We start from the raw sequence: 23279 nt of genomic DNA, 5'->3' as shown, positions 1-23279 counted from the left end.
GAAAATCCTGATGAATTTTTAAAACTACAAACAGAAGATTTTGTGAAAGCTAATCGCTTGCTACTAAGGAAGATAATCCAGAGCGTTACAGTCTATGAAGAAAACTTCGTCATATCCTTTAAATCTGGCATCGAATTGGAAGTATGAGTCTCATTCCATAACTTTTATATTGAACATATCATCTTGTTGTGTTATACTATAAATTGATATAAACAAAGATGTAGGAGGAACCGAAACTATGACAGCCTCAATGCGTTTAAGATAAGCTGGCAATAAAAAAAGCAGAATCTATACCCGATGATAGGCTTTTTTGTTGTGCTTATTTATACGATATTGAGCATTCATTAGTTACGGTGAGGATATTGGTTATTTAACTATACCTTTATTTAACTATGTCTTTAATATGAATGTTTCCAAATTGTATGTATGCAGACCAAAAGCCACATTGTGGGGTTTGGCCTGCATTTTTTATTGCCTAGAATGCTATTCAAAATAGAAATTCAAGCAAAATAATATGCAGGAGATAATATAAATGGAAAAATACAACAATTGGAAACGAAAATTTTATGCAATATGGGCAGGGCAAGCAGTATCATTAATCACTAGTGCCATCCTGCAAATGGCGATTATTTTTTACCTTACAGAAAAAACAGGATCTGCGATGGTCTTGTCTATGGCTTCATTAGTAGGTTTTTTACCCTATGCGATTTTGGGACCTGCCATTGGTGTGCTAGTGGATCGTCATGATAGGAAGAAGATAATGATTGGTGCCGATTTAATTATCGCAGCAGCTGGTGCAGTGCTTGCTATTGTTGCATTCTGTATGGAGCTACCTGTCTGGATGATTATGATAGTATTGTTTATCCGTAGCATTGGAACAGCTTTTCATACCCCAGCACTCAATGCGGTTACACCACTTTTAGTACCAGAAGAACAGCTAACGAAATGCGCAGGCTATAGTCAGTCTTTGCAGTCTATAAGCTATATTGTTAGTCCGGCAGTTGCAGCACTCTTATACTCCGTTTGGGATTTAAATGCTATTATTGCCATCGACGTATTGGGTGCTGTGATTGCATCTATTACGGTAGCAATTGTACGTATACCTAAGCTGGGTAATCAAGTGCAAAGTTTAGAACCAAATTTCATAAGGGAGATGAAAGAAGGAGTTGTGGTTCTGAGACAAAACAAAGGATTGTTTGCCTTATTACTCTTAGGAACACTATATACTTTTGTTTATATGCCAATCAATGCACTATTTCCTTTAATAAGCATGGAACACTTTAATGGAACGCCTGTGCATATTTCTATTACGGAAATTTCCTTTGCATTTGGGATGCTAGCAGGAGGCTTATTATTAGGAAGATTAGGGGGCTTCGAAAAGCATGTATTACTAATAACAAGTTCATTTTTTATAATGGGGACCAGTTTAGCCGTTTCGGGAATACTTCCTCCAAATGGATTTGTAATATTCGTAGTTTGCTGTGCAATAATGGGGCTTTCGGTGCCATTTTATAGCGGTGTGCAAACAGCTCTTTTTCAGGAGAAAATTAAGCCTGAATATTTAGGACGTGTATTTTCTTTGATCGGAAGTATCATGTCACTTGCTATGCCAATTGGGTTAATTCTTTCTGGATTCTTTGCTGATAAAATCGGTGTAAATCATTGGTTTTTACTATCAGGTATTTTAATTATTGGCATTGCTATAGTTTGCCAAATGATAACTGAGGTTAGAAAATTAGATTTAAAATAAACAATATTGGAGGAATATTTATGTATCTTATTTTCATGTAACTCTTCCTGCTAAAATCGCAGGGTTTTCCCTGCATACAAGCAAATGAAAGCATGCGATTATAGACAGGAGGAAATGTTATGGAATTAATATTAAAAGCAAAAGACATTCGTGTGGAATTCAAAGGACGCGATGTTTTAGATATAAATGAATTAGAAGTATATGATTATGACCGTATTGGTTTAGTAGGAGCAAATGGTGCTGGAAAAAGCACTTTACTCAGGGTACTTTTAGGAGAATTAACTCCCCCAGGATGTAAAATGAATCGTCTGGGTGAACTTGCCTATATTCCCCAGTTGGACGAAGTAACTCTGCAGGAGGAAAAAGATTTTGCACTTGTAGGCAAGCTAGGTGTTGAGCAATTAAATATACAGACTATGAGCGGTGGTGAAGAAACAAGGCTTAAAATAGCACAGGCCTTATCGGCACAGGTTCATGGTATTTTAGCGGATGAACCTACGAGCCATTTAGACCGTGAAGGAATTGATTTTCTAATAGGACAGCTAAAATATTTTACAGGTGCACTGTTAGTTATTAGCCATGACCGCTATTTTCTTGATGAAATAGTAGATAAAATATGGGAACTGAAAGATGGCAAAATCACTGAGTATTGGGGAAACTATTCTGATTATCTTCGTCAGAAAGAGGAAGAACGTAAGAGCCAAGCTGCAGAATACGAACAATTTATTGCGGAACGTGCCCGATTGGAAAGGGCTGCGGAGGAAAAGCGAAAACAGGCTCGTAAAATAGAACAGAAGGCAAAAGGTTCTTCAAAGAAAAAAAGTACTGAAGACGGAGGGCGTTTAGCTCATCAAAAATCAATAGGAAGTAAGGAAAAAAAGATGTATAATGCTGCTAAAACCCTAGAGCACAGGATTGCGGCCTTAGGAAAAGTAGAAGCTCCGGAAGGCATTCGCAGAATTCGTTTCAGGCAAAGTAAAGCATTGGAGCTCCATAATCCATACCCTATAGTCGGTGCAGAAATTAATAAAGTATTTGGGGATAAGGCTCTGTTTGAAAATGCATCTTTTCAAATTCCGTTAGGAGCAAAAGTGGCGTTAACTGGTGGTAATGGAATCGGAAAAACAACTTTAATCCAAATGATCTTAAACCATGAAGAAGGAATTTCTATTTCGCCTAAGGCAAAAATAGGTTACTTTGCACAGAATGGTTACAAGTACAACAGTAATCAGAATGTTATGGAGTTTATGCAGAAGGATTGTGACTACAATATATCAGAAATTCGTTCAGTGCTAGCATCTATGGGGTTCAAACAGAACGATATTGGAAAAAGTTTATCTGTTTTAAGCGGTGGAGAAATTATAAAATTGTTGCTTGCTAAAATGCTCATGGGTAGATATAACATCCTAATAATGGATGAACCCAGTAACTTCCTTGACATACCAAGTTTAGAGGCTTTGGAAATACTAATGAAGGAGTACACCGGAACTATCGTGTTTATCACCCACGATAAACGATTACTCGAAAATGTAGCAGATGTAGTTTATGAAATTAGAGATAAGAAAATAAATCTGAAACATTAAATTTAAGGTAGTCGCTGGTCAGTATAGTCTGTTCTGGTTGGCGACTCCATTGTTAAAGAGTATAAAGACTTTAGATTTTATGAATATTAAAAATAGGAACAGTCAATTGAACTGCTCCTATTTTTCAAAGAAACATAGGTTCATTTTCCCAATCAATGTCAAGCGGGGGATCTTCTACTGGTTCAGGTTTAATAACTTGATATTCTGCTTCAGTATAGGAATCTGCACTCTCCAATTTTTTGTTCCAATTTCCCATTATGTGAGCAGGTGTGTATAAATGGTAATTCACCTCATCTTTAAGAGTGTTACCAATAATGACTTCTCCCGGTATATGCAAGAGTGTCATTTGTATATAACACATTAATGCTGCAGTAAAATCCAAATCTCTTGCTTGAGCCCACATTTGTTGCTGAGGGTTAAAGTCCTCTTCGCGCAAATAATTATAAGCCTCAATAATCATTACGCCCGATCCACAAGTTGGCTCTTGCAATGTCAAAAAGCCACGTTTTTTAATTAAACTATGACAATCTGATAGAGTTACTGCTGCCATTAAGTGTGCAATGTGACTAGGTGTGAAATATTGAGCTTTATATTGATCACCTAAATCTAACGCCATGAACACAGAGCCTAGGAAATCATAGGTTTTATGCTCCAAAGCTTCAACAATAATGTTGAAAAGGCGACTGAGAGCTTGTTTTTCATCCTCATTATAATGCCCAGCTGCAGTCTGATAGCGTTGTCTCAACGATTCGTCTGCTTGTGCACCATATAGGATAAGATAGAACTCTAGGGCAAAGATTGTAATAAAGTCGTAAAACACTTCAGAACGTCGATATTGTGGGGCAATCGACTTAAAAAGTGCAGTGAATTTTTTCTCGAAATCCATAGATTACTCCTAAAATAACGGGAGCAATCCCTTTGAGGATTACTCCCCAAAGGGTGGTTTATGAGAGCTCTAACAAAAAAACGTTAGAATGGTTTAATAGAGGCTAAGCCGCTAATTTTTCCTCTTCATTCGATGTTAATTCGAGAGCATTTAACAAGAATTGTGTTGCTTCACGTGCTTGAGAAGATGCTCGGAAAATAGCTTTTTTATCGGCTTTTAATGCGTTAATCCAATGTTCAATATACGCTGCATTTTGTGAAATATTATTGCAAACATTCACGTGCGCACAGGTAAAGGCGCTTGTGAGTTCAGCTATTAATTCTTCAAATGCATATTGTTCAGAGCCAAATTTATCAAATTTAGCTACACCGTCACGATTTAACCGGTCTTTATGCCCGGTGGCGTGACCGCATTCATGCAGTAGAGTTGCATAGTAGTCGTCAGCTGTATTGAATTTTTTGAAATCCGGCATCACAATGCAATCTTTTCTCGGCATATAACAAGCACGATCTTGTGCCTTGTTATACAGCTGCATACCCATTTTATTAGGTAATACATCTAAATCCGGACGAGTTTGCATTTCTGAAGATTTTTCCGGTTCAGGATATTCTTCATAGTATTTTTCTAAGCCTTCACACTGTTCAATATTAAACACGTGATGGCCACGAATAAATACAGATGACTTCATTTTCGGATCACCGTTTTCATCAAGTACAATGTTTCCGCTATCGTCTTTTTCTTCAAACATATTTTGTTTATAGAAAATAATAACTGTACTTTTCTCACCTGTTCGGACTTGGCCACCTAGATGATTTGCTCCTTGAAAAGTTACCCACTTGCGTTGAGTAAAGTTTTTTCTAATGGCGCTCATCCAAAGCAGAAGTACGTTGATCCCGGAGTATTGACGACCACTTTCACCGTTGCATGGAATAGCCATTTGTGGCCATCCACTATCCCAAGGTTTCTGCCATGGCATCACACCTTGCTCTAATGCTTCGAGGATTTGGTCTGTAATTTGTTGATATAAATCTTTGGCAGGTTGAGTTCTTTTTTTCATGGTTGTTCTCCAATAAAAAAAGGGAACAACCCCCCGAATGGGAAATTGCTCCCAGTCGGGTAAAAGAAAACCTTGAACACGCCAATGGCATGATCAAGGTTTGTTGTAAAGGTTGCAGGTATTAATTCAGTTATGAATTAACACCAATGGAATGTGTTTTTTTGCTTTGTGCTTTTTGCTCTTGTTGACGTTTTAATGATCGCACGCCAATAAAAGCAACTGTTCCCATAAAAAACAGTACAAAGACAATTGCAAAGAGGAACCCATTCCAGTTTAACGTAATATTCATACGTTACGCTCCGTCTGTCTCCATTAAGTTGTTGCAATATTTAGCTAACAACACACCACAGAACCAAGCTATTCCGCCAAATATCATAATGATAATGGCAAGAAGTAGCGGAATATTGTCATTCTGAACAAACATTGCGACAAACGCAATACCTAAGATGTAAGTGCCGATTTTACGAAAATCTTCAGAAACCAGCAGCATTGTTTTTTTGTCCCAATTGGAACTAACAAGCTTGAGTAAACGCTTAATCATGTTTACCCCCTTACACTTAACAAATCTTTACGGTTTGCGTATGGCGAAACTGTAAAGAAGTGATATTTCTGTCCGTATTGACTAGGGATATTCACCATAATACGAGTAGAAGATACATCTTTTCCTCGATTTTCCCAGGCATTTAATGCTTGAGTGCGAACTTCCTCTATTAGAGATTCTGAGTCATTATGTTTGGCTAAATAAGCTAAACAACTGTTATGTAATGTCACTTTCATAAGTTTTCTCCTACAGCAAGGGAAACCTTTACCTCTAAGGGTAAAAATTCCCCTTAGGGTTGAAAATGAATAGCTTATGCAATGTTAATGCATAAGATAGTAAAGAGTACCCACTGTACCAACAATACCGACAATCAAAAATAAAATGCTAAATAACGTTGTTCGTTTTAACCACGTTCTTTGCACATCATCAATAATTGCCTCATATTCTTCCGCTTGGCTATCTAGCATCATTTGTAATTCGCAAAGCCGACGAGCTTCTTCGTCTTCAATGCTTTGATTGATACCAGATGTCACTTGTTTGTATTTATCGGTTGCTTTGTTTTTAGCTGCAACGAAAAAACGGCCCAAGTGTTTTCCCACACGAAATGAAAATGTTGGAGTTTCAAGAGGGTTACTTGATGGAACATCATAGTGTTCCAATTGAGTGGATGAGGACATAGTCATTCTCCTAATGTGAAATAAAAAATTCCTTGGAAAAATGACATGCCCGAAGGGAATCATTTTCCCTCGGAAGGTCTTTAAGGTGGCATTCCTACGATTGCGTAGAGTATCCTTTCAGAATGCTGGATAACATTTTGGCTATGATTCTACTTGCACTAAGGCAAGGCGTTGCTTCTCAAGAATCGTGCAACTTATAAGAGCTGTTTGCACAGCGACTTATCAAGTCCAATCATACTTAATAAGGCTGTCGAATCTCTATTAAAAATTGTTTTTTGGAAATGGAGAATTTATCTCAAAATCAAAAAGAATTTTTTATATATTCCCCCCTGTCATTTCGTTAATGTTTCAACTATCCAATTTCATCGTAAGGGATGGTTATGTCTATAAAAAAATCACTGTTTCTTTTCGGTTTGTTACCACTATCAGTGTTCGCCCAGGGGCCTAATCCCATAATTACTGTTTATTCAACACAAGATTATCCAATTCTTCACGCAGAGCTTGCAAGCCAGGTGTATTTACTTGATCAAGTTGAGCAATGGGAAAATTTGATTAGTCAGCGATTGAGTGCGAATCCTAGTGTAGCAGCTCAGCAAGCATCTCAGATTTTTCAGTCTGCTGAATGGAAACAGTCTGAAGAGCAATTAAAGCGTTCTTATCAGGGCCTTATAAGTGGTTGGCAAAATGGAATCAAGAAGGTGCCTGCAGTTTTATTTCAATATCCGGGAAAAGAGGATAGTGTCATATATGGTGAAACCAATATTGCTCAGGCATTAAGTTTATGGCAACGAGAGATTACAAAAGAGGGGACAAGATGAAATTGAAAAAAATGACATTATCCGGGCTTTGTATTGCAATTGCGTTGACCAGTATTTCAGGACAAGCTTCGGAGTCCGGTCAATCTTCTTTAAACACTGCATCGATTATGGCATCAAGCGCTTCGACAAGTTGTTTAGATTATAAGGTCGTTGGTACTTGTTTTTGGCTATTTTGTACAAAATTCGGCTGTAAAATCCGGACATCTACGAAAATAAAACACTATATTCCCGAGGTAGTGGTTTCAAGTTATAACCATCAGGCTCAAAATCCTTGGGTGGAAATGAATTTCCTTAGCAATGGGGTAAAAGGTGGAGATTATCAATCACCACACAAAGACTATACGCAAGCAACATTTAAAAATGTTGATGTAATCGGTCATCCGCAGGGAGCGATTAGTCAAATGCTTAATAGTACAGGGTATTACTGCAAAAGTCAGACAACGCCTTTTGTGCCTTATTACTTGAGTGGTTTGGACTTTTTAGCGTGGCGATTTGGTGTTCCGGAAATGGTTTATCCTGAAGCGCTTATTCCAGGTATGAGAGAAATTAGAGCAAATGGAGACACTTGGGGAAATATTTATCCACGAGCGGGTACAGTAACACAAGTTCATGACTATAAAGCTTCAGCTGTAACAGCGCATCGAGTAGCGGATGTTGTGACAAATACTTTCCAACCACATGTATATATACCGATTGCGAAAAAAGATAATCAATCGAATGGTGAGTGGTTTCCCCCTCCAGTGAAAGAAGGGGATGAAAAGACACATAAATGGCAACAGCTTCACCCGGTTACTTCACAGTCTTGTGCTATTTTCCCTGATAACCCGCCAAGTATGCTATCTGAAAATGGTAGTTATGCCTGGGCATTATGGCGCCCTTACAAGTGCTGTAAAAAACGCGGACAAACATTTTTGTATAGTATTGATTGGTCTAATTAATAAAGGAATTGAGTATGAAATTAAATCATGCACTGAAAGCATCTTATATTGCTATATCGTGCGCAATCTTATCCTCAACCATGCCAGTATCAGCTTCTAATAGTAATCCGTTTGGATTTAATAAAGCCGATTCTATTTTGTCTGATATGGTGTTTTATCAAATTGGGGGCGGTGTAGGTTATATGGCTCCCCCGAGTCGAGGTACGATTCCTGCAGCTGAATTTGGGATTGGTTGGAAAGCTAACTTGATGTGCGGTAATTTTGACATTAAGACGAGTATTAAAAATCAGTTAAATGGTTTAACTGAAGGATTTAAAGATCTTTATAGTAACGTTATCGAATCAGCCACAGGAGCTGTGGCGAGTTTACCTGCAATGGTTATTCAACGAGCAAATCCTCAGTTATACGATATTCTTACGAATGGTTTATATCAAGGTAAAATTGATTTTAATAGCTTAAAAACCAGCTGTGAAGAAATGTCTAAGAAGCTTGCAGACGCAACTTTAAATGGTCGTTGGTCTCAAAGTTCGGATATGGAATCCTTTAAAGACATTACTTCAACTGAACCAGATGCTACTCGAGCTAAAAAGAGACTTGAGGAATCTCAAGGTAAGGAAGGTAAAGAGTGGGTCGGGGGTAAAAAACGCGGTGGCCAAGGACAAGAACCAATCAAAATTGTTGAGGATGTTGCAAAAGCTGGCTACAACATGCAAAACAAGCGTAATGTATTAGAATCAGGTCGAATCTCCGGTAGTAGTTGTAGCGGATTACTTTGTCAAACTTGGGATAATCCTAAAGATATGACAGATTGGTTAACGAATGTGATCGGTGAGAAGCAATTAACTACTTGTAAAACAGATTGTGGTACTGCTAGTAGCTCTCGAGCTGGTGTTGGTTTAACACCTGAAATTGAAAAAGAAAATATTAAGACGGTAACTCAATTACAAAAAGCGCTTAACATGAGCACTCCTTCCGTTGAAGTACTTGCAGAATTAAGTTCTACAACAGTTCCTGTAACTCGTGGCTTAATTGAGTCTTTACGAGAAGATCCCGATGCTCAAGTATTAGGGCAGCGTTTAGCCAGTGAAATTGCTGTAGCTAAAACAATGGAGAAAATGCTTCTTGCACGTCGAGCTGTTTTAACGGGTATGCGTGAGCCAAATGTGGCCAACAATAAAGATGCTCAAGAAGAGTTAGAAAAGATCCTCACTTTAATTGACCGAGAAATAGGTCAAATTAGAATGGAGATTGATCTACAAAAATCACTTACCGGGAATTCCGCAGTTGCAATCCTACAAAATAAAGAGCTACGTGAATATAACACTGGAACCGGAAATGTTACACGTGACAGTGTAGATAAACGGATTAGCGATTTAGCTAATGGTACGAATAGCAATGCTGCTGAATTGGCAGATGCTGACAATATCAATATTCCTCGTAACAATGTCACTTTAGAAGTGCCTCAGATGTCAAACTCCCTGTCTTACACCGGGACTGGCGGTACATCCGGAAATAGTAGAGGTAACACTTCTTATTCATCAGTTCCAGCAATTAAAGGGACTGCACTTGATCAAGCTACAGGGTTGTTGAAAAAATTTGAAGGGTTTAGTGATAAAGCATATTGGGATGTCAATGCTTATCGCACTGGATATGGTTCAGATACTATCACAAAAGCGGATGGTACAATTGTCAAAGTAACGAAAGATACTGTAGTTAGTCGCGCTGACGCAGAGCGTGATTTAGCACGTCGAACACAAGAATTTGCAAATAGAGCGAGAAATAACGTATCATCTTCAACATGGGATAAGTTACCGCCAAATGCCCAAGCCGCATTAACATCTTATGCCTATAACTATGGCTCATTAACAAAAGATGTGATTGCTGCAGCCCAGGCATCTGCGCAATCAGGCGATATGAACGCACTAGCAAATGCAGTAAGAAATCGTCAAAACAATAATAATGGTGTAAATGCTAAACGTCGTAACCAAGAAGCAGATTACATTTTAGGAAAATAAATAAAGGATATTTTTATGAAAAAATTACTCACTATTGGAGCGGTAGCTATGTTTGCAACGCCAGCTTTTGCAGCTAATAATATTTTTTCTTGTACAGCAGAGAACGGAAGCCCGGTGTCTGTAACAAAAAATGGTTCAGATTATGAATTCACTTATGGCCAGGTTTCTTTTAAAAATCCGGTAAAACAAGTTTTTGCTAATCAGGATTCTTATGTAGCTACTGGTTCAGGATTTATTACTAGCTCATTAGAAATGAGAAATAATGGCACAAGTTACACGATTCAATTTGTGCAACCACACAATAGTAACAGTATTGAAGAGCCAATGCTTTATATCACCAATGGCAGTAAAATGGATACGGTGAGCTGTAAAGCGGGTAGTGCAACTCAAAACTTTGAACGTCGCAGTATGAAAGCTTCATAAGCGTAAATAGAGATAAAATAAGCGGGATTTTCCCGCTTATTTTTTTAGTGGTATTCACTATTTTTAAAGATTTGTATTAAATTATTTAAAATCTCCTGTTCACATTCATTTCCGTTAATGATGTTCAGTTCATCATCAAGATGAGTAAGCATTTCATCAATTCCTAATTCATTCATTGCTATTTCATTTAAACTAATAAGCCATTCTTTAAAACGAGCTTTCATATCTCCTCCTGGTACGGTTTATTTTTATATTGCAGTGTTAAGGTACATTGAGGGGATAGATAAATCAGTAAAATTAGGGGTCTGACGCTCAGTGGAACGAAAACTCACGTTAAGGGATTTTGGTCATGAGATTATCAAAAAGGATCTTCACCTAGATCCTTTTAAATTAAAAATGAAGTTTTAAATCAATCTAAAGTATATATGAGTAAACTTGGTCTGACAGTTACCAATGCTTAATCAGTGAGGCACCTATCTCAGCGATCTGTCTATTTCGTTCATCCATAGTTGCCTGACTCCCCGTCGTGTAGATAACTACGATACGGGAGGGCTTACCATCTGGCCCCAGTGCTGCAATGATACCGCGAGACCCACGCTCACCGGCTCCAGATTTATCAGCAATAAACCAGCCAGCCGGAAGGGCCGAGCGCAGAAGTGGTCCTGCAACTTTATCCGCCTCCATCCAGTCTATTAATTGTTGCCGGGAAGCTAGAGTAAGTAGTTCGCCAGTTAATAGTTTGCGCAACGTTGTTGCCATTGCTGCAGGCATCGTGGTGTCACGCTCGTCGTTTGGTATGGCTTCATTCAGCTCCGGTTCCCAACGATCAAGGCGAGTTACATGATCCCCCATGTTGTGCAAAAAAGCGGTTAGCTCCTTCGGTCCTCCGATCGTTGTCAGAAGTAAGTTGGCAGCAGTGTTATCACTCATGGTTATGGCAGCACTGCATAATTCTCTTACTGTCATGCCATCCGTAAGATGCTTTTCTGTGACTGGTGAGTACTCAACCAAGTCATTCTGAGAATAGTGTATGCGGCGACCGAGTTGCTCTTGCCCGGCGTCAACACGGGATAATACCGCACCACATAGCAGAACTTTAAAAGTGCTCATCATTGGAAAACGTTCTTCGGGGCGAAAACTCTCAAGGATCTTACCGCTGTTGAGATCCAGTTCGATGTAACCCACTCGTGCACCCAACTGATCTTCAGCATCTTTTACTTTCACCAGCGTTTCTGGGTGAGCAAAAACAGGAAGGCAAAATGCCGCAAAAAAGGGAATAAGGGCGACACGAAAATGTTGAATACTCATACTCTTCCTTTTTCAATATTATTGAAACATTTACCAGGGTTATTGTATCATGAGGCCCTTTCGTCTTCAAGAATTTTATAAACCGTGGAGCGGGCAATACTGAGCTGATGAGCAATTTCCGTTGCACCAGTGCCCTTCTGATGAAGCGTCAGCACGACGTTCCTGTCCACGGTACGCCTGCGGCCAAATTTGATTCCTTTCAGCTTTGCTTCCTGTCGGCCCTCATTCGTGCGTTCTAGGATCCTCCGGCGTTCAGCCTGTGCCACAGCCGACAGGATGGTGACCACCATTTGCCCCATATCACCGTCGGTACTGATCCCGTCATCAATGAACCGGACTGCCACGCCCTGAGCGTCAAATTCCTTTATCAGTTGGATCATATCGGCAGTGTCGCGGCCAAGACGGTCGAGCTTCTTAACCAGAATGACATCACCTTCCTCCACCTTCATCCTCAGCAAATCCAGCCCTTCCCGGTCTGTTGAACTGCCGGATGCCTTATCGGTAAATATACGGTTTGCTTTCACACCTGCGTCTTTGAGTGCTCTGACCTGAAGATCAAGAGACTGCTGACTGGTTGAGACCCGAGCGTAACCAAAAAGTCGCATAAAAATGTACCTTAAATCGAATATCGGACAACTCATGTCTATTATTACAAATTTACGATTTAATAGACATATTAATGTAACAGTTTTACGATGTCCGATAATTTATAACATTTCGTACGGTTGGAAAAATGTTACTAAATGCCCGTCAGGCAGGGAGGCCGATATGCCCGTTGACTTTCTGACCACTGAGCAGACTGAAAGCTATGGCAGATTCACCGGTGAACCGGATGAGCTTCAGCTGGCACGATATTTTCACCTTGATGAAGCAGACAAGGAATTTATCGGAAAAAGCAGAGGTGATCACAACCGTCTGGGCATTGCCCTGCAAATTGGATGTGTCCGTTTTCTGGGCACCTTCCTCACCGATATGAATCATATTCCTTCCGGCGTCCGGCATTTTACCGCCAGACAGCTCGGGATTCGTGATATCACCGTTCTTGCAGAATACGGTCAGAGGGAAAATACCCGCCGTGAGCATGCAGCGCTGATACGTCAGCACTATCAGTATCGTGAATTTGCCTGGCCCTGGACATTTCGCCTTACCCGTCTTTTATATACCCGGAGCTGGATAAGCAACGAACGTCCTGGCCTGCTTTTCGATCTGGCGACAGGGTGGCTTATGCAACATCGTATTATTCTCCCCGGAGCCACTACGCTGACCCGGTTGATTTCAGAGGTAAGGGAAAAGGCGACGTTGCGCCTGTGGAACAAACTGGCACTGATACCGTCAGCCGAACAGCGTTCACAGCTGGAGATGCTGCTGGGGCCAACTGATTGCAGCCGCCTGTCTTTACTGGAATCACTGAAAAAGGGCCCTGTGACCATCAGTGGTCCGGCGTTTAATGAAGCAATTGAACGCTGGAAAACTCTGAACGATTTTGGCCTGCATGCTGAAAACCTGAGTACACTCCCGGCTGTGCGCCTGAAAAATCTCGCACGTTATGCTGGTATGACTTCGGTGTTCAATATTGCCAGGATGTCACCGCAGAAAAGGATGGCGGTTCTGGTTGCCTTTGTCCTTGCATGGGAAACGCTGGCGCTGGATGATGCATTGGACGTTCTGGACGCCATGCTGGCCGTTATCATCCGTGACGCCAGAAAGATTGGGCAGAAAAAACGGCTCCGCTCGCTGAAGGATCTGGATAAATCTGCATTGGCGCTCGCCAGCGCATGTTCGTACCTGCTGAAAGAAGAAACACCGGACGAATCGATTCGTGCTGAGGTGTTCAGCTACATCCCAAGGCAAAAGCTGGCTGAAATCATCACGCTTGTCCGTGAAATTGCCCGGCCCTCAGACGATAATTTTCATGAAGAAATGGTGGAGCAGTACGGGCGCGTTCGTCGTTTCCTGCCCCATCTGCTGAATACCGTTAAATTTTCATCCGCACCTGCCGGGGTTACCACTCTGAATGCCTGTGACTACCTCAGCCGGGAGTTCAGCTCACGGCGGCAGTTTTTTGACGACGCACCAACGGAAATTATCAGTCGGTCATGGAAACGGCTGGTGATTAACAAGGAAAAACATATCACCCGCAGGGGATACACGCTCTGCTTTCTCAGTAAACTGCAGGATAGTCTGAGGCGGAGGGATGTCTACGTTACCGGCAGTAACCGGTGGGGAGATCCTCGTGCAAGATTACTACAGGGTGCTGACTGGCAGGCAAACCGGATTAAGGTTTATCGTTCTTTGGGGCACCCGACAGACCCGCAGGAAGCAATAAAATCTCTGGGTCATCAGCTTGATAGTCGTTACAGACAGGTTGCTGCACGTCTTTGCGAAAATGAGGCTGTCGAACTCGATGTTTCTGGCCCGAAGCCCCGGTTGACAATTTCTCCCCTCGCCAGTCTTGATGAGCCGGACAGTCTGAAACGACTGAGCAAAATGATCAGTGATCTACTCCCTCCGGTGGATTTAACGGAGTTGCTGCTCGAAATTAACGCCCATACCGGATTTGCTGATGAGTTTTTCCATGCTAGTGAAGCCAGTGCCAGAGTTGATGATCTGCCCGTCAGCATCAGCGCCGTGCTGATGGCTGAAGCCTGCAATATCGGTCTGGAACCACTGATCAGATCAAATGTTCCTGCACTGACCCGACACCGGCTGAACTGGACAAAAGCGAACTATCTGCGGGCTGAAACTATCACCAGCGCTAATGCCAGACTGGTTGATTTTCAGGCAACGCTGCCACTGGCACAGATATGGGGTGGAGGAGAAGTGGCATCTGCAGATGGAATGCGCTTTGTTACGCCAGTCAGAACAATCAATGCCGGACCGAACCGCAAATACTTTGGTAATAACAGAGGGATCACCTGGTACAACTTTGTGTCCGATCAGTATTCCGGCTTTCATGGCATCGTTATACCGGGGACGCTGAGGGACTCTATCTTTGTGCTGGAAGGTCTTCTGGAACAGGAGACCGGGCTGAATCCAACCGAAATTATGACCGATACAGCAGGTGCCAGCGAACTTGTCTTTGGCCTTTTCTGGCTGCTGGGATACCAGTTTTCTCCACGCCTGGCTGATGCCGGTGCTTCGGTTTTCTGGCGAATGGACCATGATGCCGACTATGGCGTGCTGAATGATATTGCCAGAGGGCAATCAGATCCCCGAAAAATAGTCCTTCAGTGGGACGAAATGATCCGGACCGCTGGCTCCCTGAAGCTGGGCAAAGTACAGGTTTCAGTGCTGGTCCGTTCATTGCTGAAAAGTGAACGTCCTTCCGGACTGACTCAGGCAATCATTGAAGTGGGGCGCATCAACAAAACGCTGTATCTGCTTAATTATATTGATGATGAAGATTACCGCCGGCGCATTCTGACCCAGCTTAATCGGGGAGAAAGTCGCCATGCCGTTGCCAGAGCCATCTGTCACGGTCAAAAAGGTGAGATAAGAAAACGATATACCGACGGTCAGGAAGATCAACTGGGCACACTGGGGCTGGTCACTAACGCCGTCGTGTTATGGAACACTATTTATATGCAGGCAGCCCTGGATCATCTCCGGGCGCAGGGTGAAACACTGAATGATGAAGATATCGCACGCCTCTCCCCGCTTTGCCACGGACATATCAATATGCTCGGCCATTATTCCTTCACGCTGGCAGAACTGGTGACCAAAGGACATCTGAGACCATTAAAAGAGGCGTCAGAGGCAGAAAACGTTGCTTAACGTGAGTTTTCGTTCCACTGAGCGTCAGACCCCAATTAGTAAAATTTGCGACGTGGATCGCAAAAATCACATTTTTCCTGCTTAAAACGAGGTTTTAATAAAAGAATAATAAGAGTACAATGAGAGTAAGTCAGAGTATTTTAATAGGAGAGAGAATATGGACGCTCAAAAGTTTGGCCATACTGTCGGACAATTTTTTAAGAAAATTGACCGCACTTTGTCATTTCTCCCAGGAAAGCCTCGTAAAGCTGTTGTGACAGCTGCTGCTCTTGCTGCGAGTCCAATTTTGGCCGGAGTTATAATTTCCAAAACCAAGCCTTCTAAAAACATTGAATATTTAGATGAAGAGCCAGTAAGTGATACATCTTTGTTGTCAGAATTACTTGCAAATGATGATTCATCAGAAGAAGGAAAGTGGGATTATGGTTTTCAGGGGTTTGGCTATTATATTAACGGAGTAAAAGTTTACGGAGATGATGACGATTAATTATTTTCGTAAATAAAAAAGTCCATCTGTCTAACAGATGGACTTTTTTTATACGTTATATTTTTTTACTAATTTTATCTCCAAATTGCCCCCCTGATTTTTGGGATGATTCAGTTCCTTTCGCAATGGCAGCGCTAAGCTCGCCACCCACTCGAATTCCAGCCCAGGTCATTGCTCCAAACCATAAACCAGGTAAAATTATAAATAAACTCCCCATCACAAAGTTAGAAATAATGTCATCTTCTGCATTTTCTAAAAAGTGGATGTTTAGCATATTATGAGATGGAGAACTATACATAATTTCTATTAGGTATGAATCAAGCCATCTTGCTAACTCCCACCAAAATGTGGTTGTAATGAGTGCAAAATATACGAAGCTTAATGTCATTACAGTTTTAATAGCAAAGCCACTTAAAATCGTAATAATTGGAATTAAAATAATTACAGCCATAATCATAAAGGCTTGAACCATTGGTAGGGCTTGTCGCATTGCATCTAGGCCTGGGAATATAGCCAAACTTCCAACAGCCGTTCCTACAGTTGAGGTGAGTCGAGTAACCGCATTCCAAAATCCAGCATCCACGCTACCACCGTAACCTTGATACATTTTCCCTTTTGAAACATCTATGTTTTCAGAGCGTAAAAGTGTTCTCAATAAAGCTTCATCTTGGTTGTCGATAGAGTTAAAGAAATCACTCACCTGGGCAGATAAGTTTTGACGCATATCTGTAAGTAAGCGAGATTTTAATCCAGCTCCACTTTCATCCCACCATTGATCACAACTTGGGAAACCACCTTTTCCCGAATTAGGTAATGCCGCATCTCGATTTGCATCATAAGGGAACGTGCTAATAGGTTGCTGAGCCCTAAAACGAGGGTAGAGCTCGCTGTTATTAATAAGCAATTTACCACCTAACCAGGATGTTTCGCGGATTTGTGCCGGACTCAAGGCAAGTTGGCTTGTTTGTAATTTTTGACGAGCCGGGATATAGCATTGTTGCACAAATTGCTGCACTTCAGTTAATAATGCTGGGTTAGTGATTTTTTGATGTTGCACTTCAAATCTAACCTGACGTAAATCACGCTGGCAAGGCAATACTGCAGTCATACCATAAGTTAGACCTTTATCCACTTTGTGCATCAACATCCACCAAATAGGAATTCGGGCTTGTCTGTCTCCAAATGTTGTCGTAAATGGCGCATAGCCTGATTTATCCGGGGAAGCAGGAACTTTATAGCCACATTGAATAGATGAACGTTCATTGTATTCAAGGTTATTCAATGATACCGGGATAAGAGGGGCTAATGTCAAAACAACGATAAGCATTGCTGGAAGGAGTTCGATTGTGAGCCAGCGGATTAATAAATCCCCTTTCTCACCTTCATCATCCCCTTGTTTAGCTACGTCACGCCAAATTTTAAAGATCATTCCGATAAGCGGAAGAAGCCATAACCCTGTTCCAACAAATAACGCAAAAACTCCGTTATTAAGCAACCAACCAAGTAGAGTCAGGAAATATTCAAGATAACTGTCAACTGAGAATGTCATATTTCCCCCTAAGCTAAAGTAATCTGTGTAATCGCTTCAGCAAAAATTAAAATCATCGCAATTAACCATTTTGCTTTTGCCGGCATAGAAGATGGTTGGCGACGAGAAATGGAATAGACCATCAACATAATCGCACCATATAGTAATAATCGTACTGCAAACCATATCCACTGCGTTTTAATAAACCAAGCACGAATATCAACATTCTGAAGATATTGAGTTGCAAAGATGCCAATTGCAGTAAGGGCTAAAAATAAAAATAAAAGGATAGCAATAAAACGGAGTACATTTTTAAGCCATCCTCTTGATTGTGGCTTTTTACCTTGAGACATCAGGACTCCTTATTCATTACCCACAGTCTTATCCCCAAAAACTGGGGATAAGTCAGCAGGGGATTCCCAAATTGCAGCTAATTTCCAAAGCAAATATTGAATTAACCAATATGCATCAACGTGATCGGTTAATTCCACATTAAGTCTAGCTGGCCAGTTTTCGGAAGAAAACACAGGTAATTGGAAACGCCCGGAGATATTAAATAATAAATGCACTTCACCTTTATCTCCTTTAGCGTGTACTTTCCAACTTGATTGAGTAAATACACGCTGAGGAAATGCGCTTAATTGGCAGTTTGAACCAATTTTTGTCTTAATTTTTGCAATGAAATGCAGCACGTAGGCTTTCACCTCATCAGAGGTAAAAGCAAGTGATTGGATGCGAGGCCCAATGTCAAAAATACGATGAAAAGTCATATTAGGATTAGGCTGCGATTGAGTTAAGTTCGTCATTGACTGCAATCCCCCGTTTTTTGTCTAAGTCTTTAGCAACCATCAATGCCGCATCTAACTCAGTACAGTTATGTTCCATCATTAATTGTTTACGTTGTGCTTTCTCGTGTTTTTCAGTCATCCCTAGTGCTAAGTAAAGACTAGGTGGAACAACACGGAATAAGGCTTCCATATTGGTTGCGAGCACCACACCTTCAGTATATTTCTTATCTGCTTTTTTCGCAGATAACAACATCATTTTCTGAGCTTCGGATAAACGACGGAAACGGTTTACCTGTTCGACTTCATCATTAGAAAGGTTAAGTAATTCCCACCATTCAACCATGCTGAGTAATTTATCAGATTCATCAGGGAAGTCAGCCATATTCTGTGTAGCTAACCATAACCAAATACCCAATTTACGCCACATTTTAGAACCTTTAACCAGGAACTTAGCTAGAAGTGGATTTACGGTAATGATATGCGACTCATCCGTAATGTTCACGATAGGGCGGAAACTGTGTTGATATTTTTCACCTAATGAGTTGATATGGTTAATTAGGGAAATATACGAAATCGCTAATTCAGCTTCATAGCCATCACGTGCAAACATCGCCAAATCGACAAGTGTAATATCAGCTTCAGGCCAAATTTCCCCTTCACGGTTAAAGAATCGACCATTTACCCCAGTGCAGAAAATATCCATTGCTTCGGCCATATCTGCAAGACGAGATGCACGTTCCGGGCGAATATCTTGGCGACGACTTAACTCCTCAAGTGCGGCTTTTACATCCCCGGTTAAAACTTGACGAGGTGGGGTCTCTTGTGAAGTTTTCTCTGCAGCTAATAAAATAGCCTGGCGAATAGCCGAGCGGTCAGCACGGCTCATTTTCTCATCTTCCTTCGCTTCTCCCCCGGTGATCATTAAGCGAGCGGTTAATTCCATTTCCGCAAGTAAGTCTCGTTGTTCCTCGCCTTCATCTTCATTATCGTCATCATCTTGAACTTCAAGATCGATATCCATTTCCAATAAACGATGCGCTTCAGAGAAGAGCGGTAAAGCGATGTTACTACTTGGCTCAAGAGATACCCGGTTAACCGTTAAACCGTAACGCTCCGCATAATCTGAAAACAATCCAAAAGAGTTACCTGCTTCTACAATAAACAAGCGAGGACGGTGCACCGCCATCAGTTGTGCCATTTGTGCGGTTAATGTTGCCGATTTACCTGAACCTGTAGGGCCTAAAATGAGCTTATGCGCATTTTTAGTCCGGTCTTTAGGGTTTAGTGGGTCAAAATCTAATGGGCTTCCACCGCGGTTAAAATAGGTGATTCCTGGGTGTCCCGTTCCGGTCTCACGGCCAAATACAGGTAACATATTCGCAATGTGTTGCACCCAATAATATTTGGTATAAAAACGAGATTTTGCATCTAATTGAGGATTAAAATTCATCGGTAGCCAGCGTAAATAGCTATTAAGAGGCGCAACTTCGTTGCCTTCTTTTACCGGCACTAAATTATTACTGAGTAAAACCGTTCTTAATTCTCTTGAGCGAATGCGTAGCTCTTGATCGTCTTTCCCTCTTACATAGAAAACCATGCCAGCTTGATAAAGCTTGTGTCCGTCTTTTAAATATTCCGTTACTGTGAGGGCATCTTGTTTTAAATAGATAGACTCATAGTTATTACCGACAGCTCGACTACTTAATTTGTCTAAATGCGCCTGTAATTTATCTTGAGGATGAATGACTACAGTGATAGCCATAATGGTTGATTCCGGCAATAAATCAAATAGTGCATTAATATTACGACCTCGAGTGACTTCGCCTGTCATGTGGCCAACATCCGGCTGCTTACGAATATTATCAACTACAATGACTTCGTGAGGTTGCTCATTAAAATACCAATAGCCATTTTTACTTTCCGGTGGCGTAAAAAAGAGATTTTCACTAAAATCTTGGTCTTGTAATGGTAGAGCAGATTCATCCTTAGAGAGTGATAAAAGATCATAGCAAGCTTTATCATCGAGTCCGTTAAAATAGCGTGATGGATTTGGATTAAACCATTCTAATAACCAACGATGAATTTGAGTTTCATTTTGGCGTTCCATGGTTAATCCTGCTGTGATAAAAGCACTTTGAACACGATCACAAGCTGTATTTAATTTCTCGATTGTATCTGTCTCATTATTTCCAGCATAACGATAAATAACCATGCGTGTTTTACGCACTTTTCCAGCCCATGCCGTATTTGTTACCCGGTCATCAACAAAAAGCCCACCTGGTTTACCTACTGCTTTTAAGTGACGCTCCATTTCACCAAGCCACTGTTCTGTAAACTCACTACCGCTCGCTTCAGGTGAAGTGGTTTTAATGTACTGTCTCAGATTCTCAACATAACCGCTTAAATCCTTGTCATCCTGGCAATAGAATTGTACAACGTAAGGATTGGTATCAAGTTCATCGAAACTATCCTGTAAGGCATCTTTAACCAATGTGCGAACGCGATTAAGATAGTCGCTGCTTCTTCCCTCAGTTCCTATAGGCTTAATATCAAATACCGCACCTGCACTTTTAGCATCATCAAAAAGCATTACGCCTTCTTCTTCCAAATATTCCGCATAAGGAAGATTGGAGATAAAAGAGGGATCGCGCCCATAAAGCATTTTAACATGTTGCTCTCTGGTCATTTTTCTATTACGCATAACAGGAGTGATTTCAATCGTCTCTTCTAGGTTATTGGTATCATCCTGCTGTGCTTCTTCCGGTGCAATGGATGTTAGGATAGGTTCCTTTTTAGGTTGAGGCTTATCACCCTTTTTAGCAGGGAAGAAAGCCTCTAACACGTCTTGGAATAATGCCATCGTTTCTTACCTCATCTAGTACATTCTTGTACGCTCACCCGGTTGGGCATATTGCACACGTCCATAAAATGGAATTACTGAAGAATAACCTGGTACAGGCATTTGCTCTGAGGAATCAGTTAAGTGCGGATAAACATACATCACTAAATCAGGGTTTGGTAAACGAGGGAAAAGGTTTTTCACCTCGTTTTCTGCTGTACGGGTATAAGTTTGTTGTTCACGAGATGAAACGTAATTTGGTGCATCAATAAGACGGCCATTCGGTGTCCGATAAGATGTAATATTGCTATCATTACCACCTTTATTCCAAATATCTTTCATTGTTGCATCACCAGTTGGCAATAAATCACCTTGAGAAGTTGAGCAGCCAGTCAAAACACTGCTTGCGGCTAAAATCACGCCCATCATCATTAAAACTTTCATTATTGCTCCTTAATCCAAGTTAGGTTGTCTTGAGGCTTGTCCGTATTTCACTTTTCGAGACATGCGGTCATAATCAATATCAATTTGTTTTTCGATGTGTACAGCCACTTCTTTACCCGGTGGAACATATACCGCATCAAACATTTGGCCATAACGCTGACGGAACCAGTCTGCTGTTTCTCTCAAACCGCCACCTAACGCTTGACCAAGAATATACTTACCGTTATTACCCGTTACCGCACCAATTACTGCACCGCCATCAACCACTGTTGTTGATTGAGAAGATGATAAGCCTTGTGCAGCTGCTGAAGCCCCCGTTAAGAAGAAGTTGGTCGTTAGATATTCCGGAGCATTCGTTCTGCGTTCTCCAGGAATGCAAGGCACACCATGTGGATCAGATAACCAGCCAATTTTATTGTTAGAATCATCCGTTGAAACAATGCGTCCATCGCTAAACACAAAAGTTAAGCTTTTCACATCACCACGAACACAAGATAGCGTCCAGTCACCGCTTGCTGTTCCAGAGACAATTGCGCCTTCAATATCCGGCAGTTCAATACCATTTGCAATTAAGTTATCTCGACCAATAAGCAATTTAAACGGATAAGGCTCGGTCACATTATTATCAATCGGCACACGCCCAACAAGCGCAGTCATAGCAACAGAATTAGTTAAAGTAGAGTTAGCTGCAATTGTGAAAAATGGTGTAGCGGTATTAAATATTGCATTATTACCTGTACTAGATTGCAATCCATCATTCGATTTTCGGATGTCATTCACATTGTTATCGAAGGTTTTGGGAAAACCGATTCCTGCACCATTTACACCAATACCTTGTAGAGCATTCCCTTGGCTGTCTGTAGTTGGCATATCACTAGGGTTCACCCAATTAATTCCCCCTCGAGTTTCAACCTGAGGGCCAGTTGTTGCTCCGTTTATTGGTAGAGGAGCATTGGGATTTGCCTGGGCATTTCCATTACCTACAACTTGATTACCAGCTTGTACAACCTGATCTTTTAACGCATTAATCTCATTAATTAACGCCCCTGTTTCTGCTTGTACCGCCTGTTGAATTTGATAATCCGTATTGTTTGCTTGATTTTTTAACTGCTCATTCTCTTTTACCAAGCGTTCATTTTGTAAAATCACTTCATCAAATCGCTTGTTATGCTCTTTCACTTTACCTATAAGTGTTCTTACCGTATCTTTAGATGTGTCACCCTCAATACCCATTGCTCGTAATTCTTCCGGTGATAAATCTTTAAAAGAGATATCTAAAGTATCTTCTTTCTTGGTTTCTGCTGTATTTGAGTTAGATGAACTACCACCGGAGAAAAGAAATCCAGCCATCAGCGTCACGACAAGCGCGGTAATCCCACCAATAACATAGAACGCTTTATTTGCTTTCATTTGCATTGTTCGC

Annotated in this window: 23 protein-coding genes; 8 read left to right on the top strand and 15 right to left on the bottom strand. The window is 41.1% G+C overall.

Annotated features, from left to right (window positions below; translation table 11 throughout):
* Nucleotides 1-532: 532 nt before the first annotated feature.
* Both mef(A) and msr(D) read left to right on the top strand, forming a co-directional pair.
* Entirely contained in the window at nucleotides 533-1750 is a 1218-nt protein-coding gene (gene mef(A) / locus ACPT9C_RS08480; RefSeq protein ID WP_000417519.1) for a macrolide efflux MFS transporter Mef(A), read from the top strand.
* A gap of 119 nt (nucleotides 1751-1869) precedes the next feature.
* Nucleotides 1870-3333 carry an ABC-F type ribosomal protection protein Msr(D) gene (gene msr(D), locus ACPT9C_RS08475; protein ID WP_000420313.1) on the top strand — a complete coding sequence of 488 codons (1464 nt, stop codon included), beginning with the start codon at nucleotides 1870-1872 and terminating at the stop codon, nucleotides 3331-3333.
* 124 nt (nucleotides 3334-3457) lie between these two features.
* Here msr(D) and ACPT9C_RS08470 read toward each other — a convergent pair whose 3' ends face one another.
* The 6 genes from ACPT9C_RS08470 to ACPT9C_RS08445 form a co-directional block, all read right to left on the bottom strand.
* Nucleotides 3458-4219 carry an N-6 DNA methylase gene (locus ACPT9C_RS08470; protein ID WP_204705044.1) on the bottom strand — a complete coding sequence of 254 codons (762 nt, stop codon included), beginning with the start codon at nucleotides 4217-4219 and terminating at the stop codon, nucleotides 3458-3460.
* A gap of 103 nt (nucleotides 4220-4322) precedes the next feature.
* Nucleotides 4323-5276 (bottom strand): ArdC family protein, encoded by a 954-nt coding sequence (locus ACPT9C_RS08465; RefSeq protein WP_204705046.1) that lies wholly within the window; start codon nucleotides 5274-5276, stop codon nucleotides 4323-4325.
* A 130-nt stretch (nucleotides 5277-5406) separates the two neighbouring features.
* Nucleotides 5407-5565 (bottom strand): hypothetical protein, encoded by a 159-nt coding sequence (locus ACPT9C_RS08460; protein WP_005687605.1) that lies wholly within the window; start codon nucleotides 5563-5565, stop codon nucleotides 5407-5409.
* 3 nt (nucleotides 5566-5568) lie between these two features.
* Nucleotides 5569-5766 carry a hypothetical protein gene (locus ACPT9C_RS08455; RefSeq protein WP_015701374.1) on the bottom strand — a complete coding sequence of 66 codons (198 nt, stop codon included), beginning with the start codon at nucleotides 5764-5766 and terminating at the stop codon, nucleotides 5569-5571.
* Nucleotides 5767-5819: 53 nt separating this feature from the next.
* Nucleotides 5820-6053: a hypothetical protein gene (locus ACPT9C_RS08450; RefSeq protein ID WP_005653503.1), complete on the bottom strand. Its 234-nt coding sequence runs from the start codon at nucleotides 6051-6053 to the stop codon at nucleotides 5820-5822.
* Nucleotides 6054-6137: 84 nt separating this feature from the next.
* The gene (locus tag ACPT9C_RS08445; protein ID WP_005653504.1) at nucleotides 6138-6494 is read right to left on the bottom strand and encodes a hypothetical protein; all 357 of its coding nucleotides are present in this window, start codon (nucleotides 6492-6494) and stop codon (nucleotides 6138-6140) included.
* A 380-nt stretch (nucleotides 6495-6874) separates the two neighbouring features.
* Between ACPT9C_RS08445 and ACPT9C_RS08440 the strand changes: the two genes are divergently transcribed.
* Genes ACPT9C_RS08440 through ACPT9C_RS08425 form a run of 4 tightly spaced genes read left to right on the top strand, consistent with a single transcriptional unit; the run spans nucleotide 6875 to nucleotide 10688 of the window.
* Entirely contained in the window at nucleotides 6875-7312 is a 438-nt protein-coding gene (locus ACPT9C_RS08440; RefSeq protein WP_005687600.1) for a TIGR03757 family integrating conjugative element protein, read from the top strand.
* Nucleotides 7309-8250: a TIGR03756 family integrating conjugative element protein gene (locus ACPT9C_RS08435; protein WP_011271853.1), complete on the top strand. Its 942-nt coding sequence runs from the start codon at nucleotides 7309-7311 to the stop codon at nucleotides 8248-8250. Before ACPT9C_RS08440 ends, ACPT9C_RS08435 begins: the two co-directional genes overlap by 4 nt.
* Nucleotides 8251-8264: 14 nt before the next feature.
* Nucleotides 8265-10265: an integrating conjugative element protein gene (locus ACPT9C_RS08430; protein ID WP_005687597.1), complete on the top strand. Its 2001-nt coding sequence runs from the start codon at nucleotides 8265-8267 to the stop codon at nucleotides 10263-10265.
* A 15-nt stretch (nucleotides 10266-10280) separates the two neighbouring features.
* Nucleotides 10281-10688 carry a hypothetical protein gene (locus ACPT9C_RS08425; RefSeq protein ID WP_005667853.1) on the top strand — a complete coding sequence of 136 codons (408 nt, stop codon included), beginning with the start codon at nucleotides 10281-10283 and terminating at the stop codon, nucleotides 10686-10688.
* A 44-nt stretch (nucleotides 10689-10732) separates the two neighbouring features.
* Here ACPT9C_RS08425 and ACPT9C_RS08420 read toward each other — a convergent pair whose 3' ends face one another.
* The 3 genes from ACPT9C_RS08420 to ACPT9C_RS08410 form a co-directional block, all read right to left on the bottom strand.
* Nucleotides 10733-10912 (bottom strand): hypothetical protein, encoded by a 180-nt coding sequence (locus tag ACPT9C_RS08420; protein ID WP_005667851.1) that lies wholly within the window; start codon nucleotides 10910-10912, stop codon nucleotides 10733-10735.
* Nucleotides 10913-11135: 223 nt separating this feature from the next.
* A complete protein-coding gene (locus ACPT9C_RS08415) occupies nucleotides 11136-11996 on the bottom strand; it encodes a broad-spectrum class A beta-lactamase TEM-1 (RefSeq protein ID WP_000027057.1) in 861 nt (286 codons plus the stop codon).
* Nucleotides 11997-12043: 47 nt separating this feature from the next.
* Nucleotides 12044-12601 carry a recombinase family protein gene (locus ACPT9C_RS08410; protein WP_001235713.1) on the bottom strand — a complete coding sequence of 186 codons (558 nt, stop codon included), beginning with the start codon at nucleotides 12599-12601 and terminating at the stop codon, nucleotides 12044-12046.
* A gap of 163 nt (nucleotides 12602-12764) precedes the next feature.
* Between ACPT9C_RS08410 and ACPT9C_RS08405 the strand changes: the two genes are divergently transcribed.
* Together ACPT9C_RS08405 and ACPT9C_RS08400 are read left to right on the top strand one after the other, a co-directional pair.
* Complete coding sequence (locus ACPT9C_RS08405) at nucleotides 12765-15770, top strand: Tn3-like element Tn3 family transposase (protein WP_001143760.1); 3006 nt, start codon at nucleotides 12765-12767, stop codon at nucleotides 15768-15770.
* Between the two features lie 157 nt (nucleotides 15771-15927).
* A complete protein-coding gene (locus tag ACPT9C_RS08400; RefSeq protein ID WP_005667844.1) occupies nucleotides 15928-16257 on the top strand; it encodes a hypothetical protein in 330 nt (109 codons plus the stop codon).
* Between the two features lie 55 nt (nucleotides 16258-16312).
* Here the strand turns inward: ACPT9C_RS08400 and ACPT9C_RS08395 are convergent, their stop codons facing one another.
* The 6 genes from ACPT9C_RS08395 to ACPT9C_RS08370 are packed head-to-tail and all read right to left on the bottom strand — an operon-like array spanning nucleotide 16313 to nucleotide 23272.
* Nucleotides 16313-17806, bottom strand: coding sequence for a conjugal transfer protein TraG N-terminal domain-containing protein (locus tag ACPT9C_RS08395; protein WP_011271852.1), 1494 nt, complete (start codon nucleotides 17804-17806; stop codon nucleotides 16313-16315).
* Nucleotides 17807-17814: 8 nt separating this feature from the next.
* Complete coding sequence (locus tag ACPT9C_RS08390) at nucleotides 17815-18138, bottom strand: hypothetical protein (RefSeq protein WP_011271851.1); 324 nt, start codon at nucleotides 18136-18138, stop codon at nucleotides 17815-17817.
* A gap of 9 nt (nucleotides 18139-18147) precedes the next feature.
* Complete coding sequence (locus ACPT9C_RS08385) at nucleotides 18148-18591, bottom strand: hypothetical protein (protein WP_005687593.1); 444 nt, start codon at nucleotides 18589-18591, stop codon at nucleotides 18148-18150.
* Nucleotides 18563-21433, bottom strand: coding sequence for a conjugative transfer ATPase (locus ACPT9C_RS08380; RefSeq protein WP_425627461.1), 2871 nt, complete (start codon nucleotides 21431-21433; stop codon nucleotides 18563-18565). Before ACPT9C_RS08380 ends, ACPT9C_RS08385 begins: the two co-directional genes overlap by 29 nt.
* Before the next feature lie 15 nt (nucleotides 21434-21448).
* The gene (locus ACPT9C_RS08375; protein WP_005653518.1) at nucleotides 21449-21856 is read right to left on the bottom strand and encodes a TIGR03751 family conjugal transfer lipoprotein; all 408 of its coding nucleotides are present in this window, start codon (nucleotides 21854-21856) and stop codon (nucleotides 21449-21451) included.
* A gap of 9 nt (nucleotides 21857-21865) precedes the next feature.
* The gene (locus tag ACPT9C_RS08370; protein ID WP_080447656.1) at nucleotides 21866-23272 is read right to left on the bottom strand and encodes a TIGR03752 family integrating conjugative element protein; all 1407 of its coding nucleotides are present in this window, start codon (nucleotides 23270-23272) and stop codon (nucleotides 21866-21868) included.
* Between the last annotated feature and the right edge of the window lie 7 nt (nucleotides 23273-23279).

It is taken from the genome of Haemophilus sp. HN_Hi16 (genome assembly GCF_049823435.1).
GTDB classification, from domain to species: domain Bacteria; phylum Pseudomonadota; class Gammaproteobacteria; order Enterobacterales; family Pasteurellaceae; genus Haemophilus; species Haemophilus influenzae_D.
This window is presented reverse-complemented; position numbering and strand designations above follow the sequence as displayed.